Annotated in this window: 9 protein-coding genes; 5 read left to right on the forward strand and 4 right to left on the reverse strand. The window is 58.3% G+C overall.

The features are described from left to right. Positions 1–362 precede the first annotated feature (362 nt). Complete coding sequence (locus CBW22_RS01525) at positions 363–2,048, forward strand: ribulokinase (protein WP_088515843.1); 1,686 nt, start codon at positions 363–365, stop codon at positions 2,046–2,048. An 11-nt stretch (positions 2,049–2,059) separates the two neighbouring features. Continuing rightward, positions 2,060–3,550 carry an L-arabinose isomerase gene (araA, locus tag CBW22_RS01530; RefSeq protein ID WP_021506181.1) on the forward strand — a complete coding sequence of 497 codons (1,491 nt, stop codon included), beginning with the start codon at positions 2,060–2,062 and terminating at the stop codon, positions 3,548–3,550. A 474-nt stretch (positions 3,551–4,024) separates the two neighbouring features. On the opposite strand, the gene yjfF is transcribed toward araA, so the two are convergent. Genes yjfF through ytfQ form a run of 4 tightly spaced genes read right to left on the reverse strand, consistent with a single transcriptional unit; the run spans position 4,025 to position 8,548 of the window. Next, positions 4,025–5,011 (reverse strand): galactofuranose ABC transporter, permease protein YjfF, encoded by a 987-nt coding sequence (yjfF, locus tag CBW22_RS01535; protein WP_021506182.1) that lies wholly within the window; start codon positions 5,009–5,011, stop codon positions 4,025–4,027. Further along, positions 5,008–6,024, reverse strand: a complete 1,017-nt coding sequence (gene ytfT, locus CBW22_RS01540; protein WP_088515844.1) for a galactofuranose ABC transporter, ATP-binding protein YtfT — start codon at positions 6,022–6,024, stop codon at positions 5,008–5,010. Before ytfT ends, yjfF begins: the two co-directional genes overlap by 4 nt. Then, positions 6,017–7,537 (reverse strand): sugar ABC transporter ATP-binding protein, encoded by a 1,521-nt coding sequence (locus CBW22_RS01545; RefSeq protein WP_088515845.1) that lies wholly within the window; start codon positions 7,535–7,537, stop codon positions 6,017–6,019. The genes ytfT and CBW22_RS01545 overlap by 8 nt, the downstream gene beginning before the upstream one ends. Positions 7,538–7,591: 54 nt before the next feature. Continuing rightward, positions 7,592–8,548, reverse strand: a complete 957-nt coding sequence (gene ytfQ / locus CBW22_RS01550; RefSeq protein ID WP_021506185.1) for a galactofuranose ABC transporter, galactofuranose-binding protein YtfQ — start codon at positions 8,546–8,548, stop codon at positions 7,592–7,594. Positions 8,549–9,221: 673 nt separating this feature from the next. Here ytfQ and ydgT point away from each other — a divergent pair. The 3 genes from ydgT to rsxA all read left to right on the forward strand — a co-directional run bounded on the left by ydgT (position 9,222) and on the right by rsxA (position 10,697). Beyond that, the gene (gene ydgT / locus CBW22_RS01555) at positions 9,222–9,437 is read left to right on the forward strand and encodes a transcription modulator YdgT (protein WP_010618950.1); all 216 of its coding nucleotides are present in this window, start codon (positions 9,222–9,224) and stop codon (positions 9,435–9,437) included. A 111-nt stretch (positions 9,438–9,548) separates the two neighbouring features. Then, a complete protein-coding gene (locus tag CBW22_RS01560) occupies positions 9,549–9,992 on the forward strand; it encodes a DUF2569 domain-containing protein (protein WP_058758460.1) in 444 nt (147 codons plus the stop codon). A 123-nt stretch (positions 9,993–10,115) separates the two neighbouring features. Further along, the gene (rsxA, locus tag CBW22_RS01565) at positions 10,116–10,697 is read left to right on the forward strand and encodes an electron transport complex subunit RsxA (protein ID WP_010618951.1); all 582 of its coding nucleotides are present in this window, start codon (positions 10,116–10,118) and stop codon (positions 10,695–10,697) included.

The raw sequence follows: 10,697 nt of genomic DNA on the forward strand, positions 1-10,697 counted from the left end.
CTCTCCGGCACAATGGTGTTTTATCGCTGTTATCAACGAATCGGTGTAAACGCTACCAATCAGATTTCACGTTCGGGTACAGCGCAAAATCAGCGCGTTAGCTCAAAGGTTGTACAAAGGCTGTGCAAACGCTGGGCTAGTTGTAGCGGGAAAAGCGCGGAAAAATGTAGAGCGGTATCACATCCCAAAACGATGACTAAATCCTCCATATATTCAGCAAAATTAACCGGACATTAACTTTTGCTGTCGATCACACAACCCCGCCGATGACAGAAAAGTGCATATTCTCAGCCGCTGATGACTAACCGCCGCCCGCGCCCCATTCCAGGATAGAGCGAGACAACTCACACAGGAGAATCCCGATGAGCGCGGGTGCCATAACAATTGGGCTGGATTTCGGCAGTGACTCGGTACGGGCGCTGGCCGTGGAGTGCCACAGCGGTAAAGAGCTGGAAAAGGCGGTGGTCAACTATCCGCGCTGGGCAAAGGGTGAATTCTGCGATGCACACGCCAACCGCTTTCGTCATCATCCTCAGGATTATATTGATGCGCTGGAGCAGGCCATCGTCAGCGTGGTGCAGGCGTTAAGTCCGGCGCAGCGCGCCGTGGTGGTGGGTATTGGCGTCGATTCTACCGGCTCGACGCCGGCCCCCATCGATCGCGACGGCAACGTTCTGGCGCTGCGTCCGGAATTTGCCAGCAATCCCAACGCTATGTTTGTGCTGTGGAAAGATCACACCGCCATAGAAGAAGCCGAAGAGATCAACCGCCTGTGCCGCAGCGGCCAGTTCACCGACTATACCCGCTACATCGGCGGCGTTTACTCCTCCGAATGGTTCTGGGCCAAAATTTTGCACGTGTCGCGTGCCGATGCCGCAGTGCGTGAGGCGGCGGTGTCGTGGGTAGAGCTGTGCGACTGGGTGCCCGCGCTGCTGAGCGGTACCACCGCACCGGCCGAACTGCGCCGCGGACGCTGCGCCGCCGGGCACAAATCATTGTGGCATCCGGAGTGGCAGGGTTTACCGCCGGCGGCGTTCTTTCGCGCGCTCGATCCCATGCTGGTGGAACAGCTCGATTCGCCGCTGTTCAGCGATACTTTTACCGCCGATGTGCCGGTCGGCACGCTGTCGGGCGAATGGGCGCAGCGTCTTGGCCTGTCAGAACAGGTGGTGCTGTCCGGTGGCGCCTTTGACTGCCACATGGGCGCGGTTGGCGCGGGCGCACAGCCGTACACGCTGGTGAAAGTCATCGGCACCTCGACCTGCGACATCCTGATCGCCGACAGCGAACAGGTTGGCGATCGCGCGATCAAAGGCATCTGCGGTCAGGTCGACGGCAGCGTAATGCCGGGCGCCATCGGCTGTGAAGCCGGGCAATCGGCGTTCGGCGACATCTATGCCTGGTTCAGTCGCCTGCTCGGCTGGCCTTTACAGCAGGCGGCGCAGCGCCATCCAGAATTACAGCCGCAGCTGGCCGCGCTGCAGCAGGATCTGATCCGCCAGCTGACCGACGCCTGGGCGGCAAATCCGCAACTCGATCACCTGCCGGTGGTGCTGGACTGGTTTAACGGTCGCCGCACGCCGGACGCCAACCAGCGCCTGAAAGGCGTGATTACCGACCTCAACCTCGGCACCGATGCGCCGGCGCTGTTCGGTGGCCTGATTGCCGCCACCGCCTTTGGCGCGCGCGCCATCATGGAGTGCTTCGAGCAGCAGCAGATTCCGGTGCAGAACATCCTGACGCTCGGCGGCATTGCGCGCAAATCCCCTGCCATCATGCAGGCCTGCTGCGATGTGATGAACCGGCCGCTGGACATTGTCGCTTCCGATGAGTGCTGCGCGCTGGGCGCGGCGATTTTTGCCGCCGTTGCCGCCGGCGTTTACCCCGATGTGCCGGCGGCGCAGCAGGTGATGGCCAGTCCGATTGCCGTCACCCTGCAGCCGGACAGCGCGCGCGTGGCGACTTATCAGCAGCTTTATCAACGTTATCAACACTGGTGCCGGGCGGCTGAACCGCAGTACGCCGCGCGCGCCGCATCCGCTAAGTAAAGGAGCGATGAATGGAACAGAAAGTCTGGTTTGTGATTGGTACACAGCATCTCTACGGAGCGGAAACCCTGCGCCAGGTTGAGCAGCATGCGCGCCAGGTGATGGACGGCCTCAACCAGGCCGGTACGCTGCCGGTGCCGCTTGAGCTGAAGCCGCTGGTGAAATCACCGGATGAAGCGCTGGCGCTGTGCCGCGAGGCCAATCACGACAGCCAGTGCGTCGGTATCATTACCTGGCTGCATACCTTTTCGCCGGCAAAAATGTGGATTGGCGGACTGAGTATTTTGCATAAACCGCTGCTGCAGTTTCACACCCAGTTCAATGCGGAAATTCCGTGGGACAGCATGGACATGGACTTTATGAACCTGAACCAGACCGCGCACGGCGGCCGTGAGTTCGGCTTCATTGGCGCGCGCATGGGTCTGCAGCACAGCGTGGTGACCGGTCACTGGCAGGATAAAACCAGCCAGCAGCGTATTGCGCGCTGGATCAATGCTGCCCTGGCGAAGCAGGCCAGCCAGCAGCTGAAAGTGGCGCGCTTCGGTGACAATATGCGCGAAGTGGCGGTCACCGAAGGCGATAAAGTGGCAGCGCAGATTCAGTTTGGCTATGCGGTTAACGGCTGGGGCGTCGGCGATCTGGTTGAGGTGGTGAACAGCGTCAGCGACGGTGATGTCAACGCGCTGGTCGACGAATACGAGAGCCAGTATCTGTTCAGCGCGGCGGCGTCTGTAAACGGCGACAAGCGGCAGAATGTGCTGGATGCCGCACGCATTGAGCTGGGCCTGAAGCGCTTCCTCGATAGCGAAGGCTGTAAAGCCTTTACCACCAATTTCCAGACGCTGCACGGTATGACCCAGCTGCCCGGTCTGGCGGTTCAGCGCCTGATGGCTCAGGGCTACGGTTTCGCCGGTGAAGGCGACTGGAAAACCGCCGCGCTGCTGCACATCCTGAAAGTGCAGGCCGGCACGCGCGCCGGTGGTACCTCGTTTATGGAGGATTACACCTACCACTTCGCGCCGGGCAACGAGCTGGTGCTGGGCTCGCACATGCTGGAAGTGTGCCCGTCGATCGCCAAAGAGGAGAAGCCGCTGATTGATGTGCAGTTCCTCGGCATTGGCGGCAAAGCCGATCCGGCGCGTCTGATTTTCTCGACGCCGGCGGGTCGCGCGGTGAACGCCAGCGTCATCGATATGGGCGACCGCTTCCGTCTGCTGGTCAACGTGGTCGATACCATTGAACAACCGCAGGCGCTGCCAAAGCTGCCGGTGGCACGTGCGCTGTGGCGCGCACAGCCATCGCTGGCCACCGCTTCTGAAGCGTGGATACTGGCGGGCGGCGCACACCATACGGTGTTCAGCCAGGCGCTGGATGTCGAGGACATGTACCTGTACGGCGAACTGCACGGCATCGAAGTGCTGGTGATTGATGACGAGACGCGCCTGCCGGCCTTTAAAGATGCGCTGCGCTGGAACGACGCGTACTACCGCCTGAAACGGTAATAGCCTGAAATGTTGAAGCAAGCCGCGAGTGTATCGCGGCTTTTTTTATGGCTTAAAACGTGCGGTCCAGTCAACAAAGGCAGGCGTTACGTAAAGCCGGCGTGAATACCTCCCTGTCGCCCCGGCCGCCCTGGTTTCCTTAATGCAGGTTGGTTGCGCTTTTACCGGAGCCGAATTTGCATCAGCCATCAAGCGTCGTACTGACGACAGCAATGACAATCTCACTTGCCCCATCAAGACCAGCCCGAATAGCAAAGCGTCCGCGCCAGGGATGGCGCGGACGATCGGCATGGATGCGGGGTTTCTTTGCGATCGGGCTGGCCTTGATGGGGCCGGGCACCCAATTAACAGCAACTCCACCAAACTTTCACGACTCTGAGCGCTAAAACTGCAAACCCCACCCAACATCCACGAATCTGAGCATAAAAAAAGGTGCGCCAGTTTGCGCACCTCTTAACACACATGCGATCACAACTAAGACGTTAAACGCTTAACCGGCGCGTTCTGCTGGCGGTCCCACATCACTGTCAGCAGACGCTGCAGCGCAATAAAGGCAAACAGCAGGATACCGATGGCGATTTTGGTCCACCACGAACTCAGCGTGCCGTCGAAGTTAATCCATGTCTGAATCAACCCCTGAATCAGCACCCCAAACAGCGTGCCCAGCACCGTACCGACGCCACCCGACAGCAGCGTGCCGCCAATCACCACCGAAGCAATGGCATCCAGCTCGACGCCCAGCCCGGCCAGCGCGTAGCCGGCCGAGGTGTAAATGGAAAATACGATGCCTGCCAGGGTCGCCAGCGTGGTCGACAGCATATAAATCTTAATCGTGGTGGCACGCGTTGACACGCCCATCAGCTGAGCCGACGTCAGATTGCCGCCAATGGCGTACACCTGATTACCGAAGCGCGTACGGTGCGCCAGCAGAATGCCCCCCGCTACCACCACCAGCATAATCACCGCCAGCAGGCTGAGACGTCCGCCGCCGGGAATTTTCCACGCCAGGCTAGACAACGTGGTATACAGCGGATGATCGATAGGAATCGAGTTCTCCGACACCAGATAGCTGCAGCCGCGCAGGAAAAACATCCCGGCGAGCGTAATGATAAAGGCCGGGATTTTTAACGCATCAATCAGCCAGCCCATCATGGCACCAAACAGTGCGCCTGCCGCCAGAATCAGGGCAAAGGCCAGCAGCGGATCGACATGGTAGTCGCCGATGATGCGCGCCAGGAACACGCCGGTGAAGGCGATCACCGCGCCAACGGACAGATCGATGCCGCCGGACAAAATCACAAACGTCATGCCGACGGCGATGATGCCGAGAAACGCATTATCCGTGAGGATGTTGCAAATCACCCGCGTTGAGGCAAAGCCGGGAAACTGGCTGAGGCAGAACAGGTAACCCGCGACAAACACCAGCAGGGTAATCATTAACGGTAAATGACGCTTGATCATGGTTTACGTCTCCCCTTCAGCATGGCGATAAAGCGCGGCGACTGCAGCAGCAGAACGCACATCACCACCACCGCTTTCACCACCTGGTTCAGCTCCGGCGGAAAACCTGACAGCAGTATTCCGGTATTCATTGACTGGATTATCAGCGCGCCAACCAGCGACAGCACCAGGTTAAAACGCCCGCCCATCAGCGAGGCGCCACCAATCACCACCGCCAGAATGGCGTCCAGCTCCAGCCACAACCCGGCATTATTGGCATCGGCACCGCGAATATCGGCGGCGACAATCAGCCCGGCTACCGCCGCACACACGCCGCTGATGGCGTAGGTGGACATTACCACCAGCCAGCCGGTCACCCCGGCATTGCGCGCCGCACGCAGGTTGATGCCTACCGCTTCGATGAACAGGCCAAGCGCGGTTTTGCGCGTCAGCAGCCACACCGCCGCGGCCACCAGCAGGGTAATCCACACCGGTACCGGCAGCAGCCACAGCGAACCGCTGCCAAACCACGCGAGGCTGTCACTGTTAAAGGTGACGATCTGTCCCTGGGTGATCAGCTGCGCGATGCCGCGCCCGGCCACCATCAGAATCAGCGTGGCGACAAACGGCTGAATCTTCAGCAGGGCCACCAGCACGCCGTTCCACAGGCCGCACAGCAGCCCGGTGCCGAGCGTGGCCAGAATAATAAAACTCAGGCTGTGCCCCGCCACCGTCAGCGTCGCCGCCGTCGCGCCGGCAATCGCCATTACCGCGCCCACCGACAAATCGATCCCGCCGGTGGCGATCACCAGCGTCATACCAATCGCCAGCAGCGCCACCGGCGCGGCGCGGTTGAGAATGTCAATCGGGCTGCCGAATAACCGCCCGTCCTGAATGTGAATAGCAAAAAAGTTATTCGCCACCAGGCTGTCGATCAGCAGCACCAGAATCAGCGCGACGATTTGCGGCATGCCCGGCGGCAGCTTCGGCTTCCGCCGTTCCGGTTTTTCGTGTGTCATAGGCGATTCAAGCATGTTGTGCTCCTCCGTCCGCGATGGCGTTGACGATCGACGCCACCGACAGCTGCTCCAGCGGAATTTCGGCGACCTGCTTCAGATCGCGCATGATCAGCACGCGATCGGCATAGCCCACCAGCTCTTCCAGTTCAGAGGAGATGACCAGCAGCGCCAGTCCGTCGGCGCACAGGGATTCAATCAGCCGAATGATCTCGGCGTGGGCGCCCACGTCGATACCGCGCGTCGGCTCATCCAGAATCAGAAACTGTGGTTTAGTCACCAGCCAGCGTGACAGCAGCACCTTCTGCTGGTTGCCACCCGACAGCAGCTCCACCGGCTGGTCGGCGTGCGGCGTACGAATACCCAGGCTCTTGATAAAACGCTCGGCTATCGCCTGCTGCTCACGACGTTTGATCGGCCGCAGCCAGCCACGCTGCGCCTGCAGCGCCAGAATGATGTTTTCCCGCACCGAGGCCGCGCCGATGATGCCGTCAGTTTTACGATCTTCCGGGCAGAAGCCCATGCCGAGACGCGAGGCTTTGGCCGGCGTGCGGATATGCTGCACTTTGCCTTTGATGGTGGCGGTACCGCGATCGGCGCGGCGGATGCCAAACAGCACCTCGGCGGTCTCAGTGCGCCCGGAGCCGAGCAGCCCGGCCAGCCCCACCACTTCGCCCGGCCGTACCTGCAGGCTGAACGGTTCAATGGTGCCTTTCTTGCCGTAATCCTCAAACGACACCACCGGCTGATTGCTGCGTAACGTGCTGCCCTGACGCTGCAGTGCAGTTTCCAGCAGCTCTCGCCCCAGCATCAGCTTGATCAGCTCAATCTGCGGCAGCGTAGCGGTGTCCCGCGTGGCGATAAACTGGCCGTTGCGCAGTACGGTAATCCGGTCGGTAATGCGGTACACCTGGTCGAGAAAGTGGGTGACGAAAATCAGGCTCATGCCTTTGGCTTTCAGCTGCGCCATCAGGGTAAACAGCATCTCCACTTCGCTGGCATCGAGGCTGGCAGTCGGTTCATCCAGAATCAGTACCTGCGCGGAGAGATCGACCGCGCGGCAGATCGCAATGATCTGCTGCATCGCCACTGAGTAATGGCCGAGCGGACGCGTCACATCCAGCGCGAAGCCGTAGTTGCGCATCAGCGCATCGGCGTCGCGCACCATGCGCTTGCGATCGATCATGCCGAAGCGGCGCGGCTCGCGGCCAATGTAGAGGTTATCCGCCACCGACATATTCGGCAGCAGATTCACTTCCTGATAAACGGTGCCAATGCCCATCTGCTGCGCATCGGCGGTACTTTGCGGCGCAATCACCGCGCCGTTGAGGGTAATGGTGCCGGCATCCCGCGTGTAGACGCCGGTCAGCACTTTAATCAGGGTCGATTTCCCCGCGCCGTTCTCACCCAGCAGCGCCATAATTTCGCCCTTGCGGATGCTGAACGACACGTTATCCAGCGCTTTGACGCCGGGAAAGCCTTTGCTGATGCCGTTGAGGCTCAGCAGGGGTGTTTCATCGTAGCTGCTCATCAGATTCTGCCTCGCTTACGTCATAAAAACCGCCCCGAAGGGCGGTTGCGGGGATCAGTAACCCATGCCTTTTTTCTTATCCAGCTCCGCCTGAGCGTCAGCCGGTAAGAACAGTTTTGATTCGGTTTTGATGATTTTCGGCGGCAGCGTGCCGTCTTTTTTGAATTTCTCCAGCGCGTCAAACGCCGGGCCGGCCATGTCCGGCGTCAGCTCAACGTTGGCGTTGGCCTCACCGGCCAGCATCGCTTTGTAGATATCCGGCACGCCATCAATCGAACCGGTAAGAATATCTTTGCCCGGTTTCAGGCCGGCTTCTTTAATCGCCTGGATGGCGCCGATCGCCATGTCGTCGTTATGCGCATACACCATGCAGATGTTTTTGCCGTTGTTCTCGGCTTTGATGAAGCTCTCCATCACCTCTTTACCCTTACTGCGGGTAAAGTCACCGGACTGCGAGCGAATCACTTTGATGTTGTTGTGGCCGGCGATGGCTTCGGCAAAGCCTTTCTTACGGTCGATCGCCACGCTGGCACCGACGGTACCCTGCAGTTCCACCACGTTACACTGCTTGTCACCGACGGTTTTCACCAGCCAGTCACCAATCAGTTTGCCTTCCAGCACGTTGTCGGCCGTCACCACCGCCATGTACAGCGATTTATCTTTCACCACGATGGCGCGGTCCAGCAGGAACACCGGGATTTTGGCGTCTTTGGCCTCTTCCAGCACCGGTTCCCAGCCAGTCTGGACCACTGGCGCGATAAAGATGGCGTCAACGCCCTGAGCGATAAACGAGCGCACCGCTTTGATCTGGTTCTCCTGCTTCTGCTGACCATCGGCAATTTTCAGGGTGATACCGCGCTTTTGCGCTTCACTTTTTGCCACGTTGGTTTCGGCTGAACGCCAGCCAGATTCAGAACCGACCTGCGAGAAGCCCACCGTCATGTCGGCAGCCAGAACCGATGTGCTGAGTGCGGCGCTGACCATGGTGGTCAAGAGTAAACGTTTCCACATAATTTTCATTCCTCTGAAGGGAGTGTGCTGTAGGGGTACAAACGCGCTTCAAGCCTGGCGCAATTGCGCTAAAACAAGCGCGACACACCTCACAAAACAGAATGAATTAAAGGGGTTACGCGTATCAGCGTGTCAGACAGCTGACTCAGCTTATGGACAAAACGCCTGAACTTTATGTCAGCGGAGGTTAAATAACTGTAATAAACAGAAGCGGTTATGACCGCAGACACTGGAAACGATTACAACGGACACGTAAAGAATGGTTATTCATGCGGGCGGCAGGCAATGTTCTGTTTTGTGATAATTCGCACACTTGCGATTTGACGTTTCATCACAGCTGCACCCTTGTGCGTCACCGGTTACAGATAAATCGCTTTTTCGCGCCTGCTGCGTTTCAAAATAAGCGCAACAAAAGTGCGAAAATAGCGTCTGGAATACCGTTTAAGGCAGCTGTTAAATTTTCTCACCAACCCCCGGTTAACGGGGCCAAAAACGCGCCTGACGCGCAGGAAAATGCGCGTTAAAAAAGATAAAAGCGTAAAAAAGTCCCTTTTGATGAGCGAATTAGCGCACGTTGTCTGAATTTTGAATTTTTTTAACCGCGGTGTCTGGACTCTGGCCGCGTGCTCCCTATACTTGAGCACTTCCCCGTTCTCTATCTTTTATGGCAATCATGACTGCGCTCGATTACCTGCTGAAATTTCGTAAAGTGAATAATCTTGAGAGTCTGGAAAAACTCTACGATCACCTCAATTATTCGCTCACTGATGATAACGAGATCATCAATATGTACCGCGCCGCCGATCACCGCCGTGCTGAACTCGCCTCAGGTGGCCGTCTGTATGACCTCGGCTGTGTGCCGAAATCCGTCTGGCGCTACGTGGTGTAAAGCGCGCTTATCTCTGTTTCTGCCCCTGGTGCGCTGTCCGAATCGGGCGTGACCCGTTTGGACATGGTACGCTCTGCCTCGTCTTTTTTTGCTTACATCAGGATGAATAACATGTCCGAATCGGTAAACCCGCCGCGTATTGCCGGCTGGCTGCTGCTGCCGCTGGCCTGGCTGATTATGACGATGCTGACCAGCGCGCTGGTGGTGGCGCTCTATCTGCGGCCGCTGTTTGACACGGAACTGCGCACCACGCTGTTTTCTCACGCCAGTATTTTAATGACGCAGTGGCTGGTGTCTTTACTCACCGCCGCCGCGGTGTGGCTGTACAGCATCTGGGTGTGCTGGATCTTTTGTCAGCGCTCGCGCCGTCTGCCACGTCACTACATTCTCTGGCTGCTGATGACCGTATTGCTGGCGCTGAAAACCTTCGCTTTTACGCCGGTGGCCGATGGGAAAGCGATCCAGACACTGCTGCTGGCCCTGCTCTCGGCGGCAGTCTTTGTGCCCTACTTCAAACGCTCACAGCGGGTCAAACAGACCTTTATTCAGCCCTGATGACGCTCTTTTCGTCAGGAATTTAATTCTGAGTGCTCTCAGCCAGCGCACGAATCGCGCAAAGGTTGAGATGCACCTCTCAATTCCGGATAATAAACGCCTTTCGGCTTCCCAGGTTAAAAAATGACCGATTACTTACTGCTCTTTATTGGCACAGTGCTGGTGAACAACTTCGTGTTGGTCAAATTCCTCGGCCTTTGCCCTTTTATGGGCGTGTCAAAAAAACTGGAAACGGCCATTGGCATGGGACTTGCCACCACGTTCGTCATTACGCTGGCGTCGATTTGTGCCTGGCTGGTGAATCACCTGATTCTGCTGCCGCTCGATCTGGTGTACCTGCGTACCATGGCCTATATCCTGGTGATTGCGGTAGTGGTGCAGTTCACCGAAATGGTGGTGCGTAAAACCAGCCCGTCGCTGTATCGCCTGCTCGGTATCTTTTTGCCGCTGATCACCACCAACTGCGCGGTGCTGGGCGTGCCGCTGCTGAGCGTCAACCTCAACCACACGTTCCTGCAGGCGGCGCTGTACGGCTTCAGTGCGTCACTCGGCTTTTCGCTGGTGATGGTGCTGTTCGCTGGCATGCGTGAACGTCTGGTGCTGGCCAACGTGCCGGCACCGTTCAAAGGAAACTCCATTGCCCTGATCACCGCTGGCCTGATGGCGCTGGCGTTCATGGGCTTTACCGGTCTGGTGAAATTCTGA

Source organism: Pantoea sp. VS1, assembly GCF_002207995.1.
Lineage (GTDB): Bacteria > Pseudomonadota > Gammaproteobacteria > Enterobacterales > Enterobacteriaceae > Pantoea > Pantoea dispersa.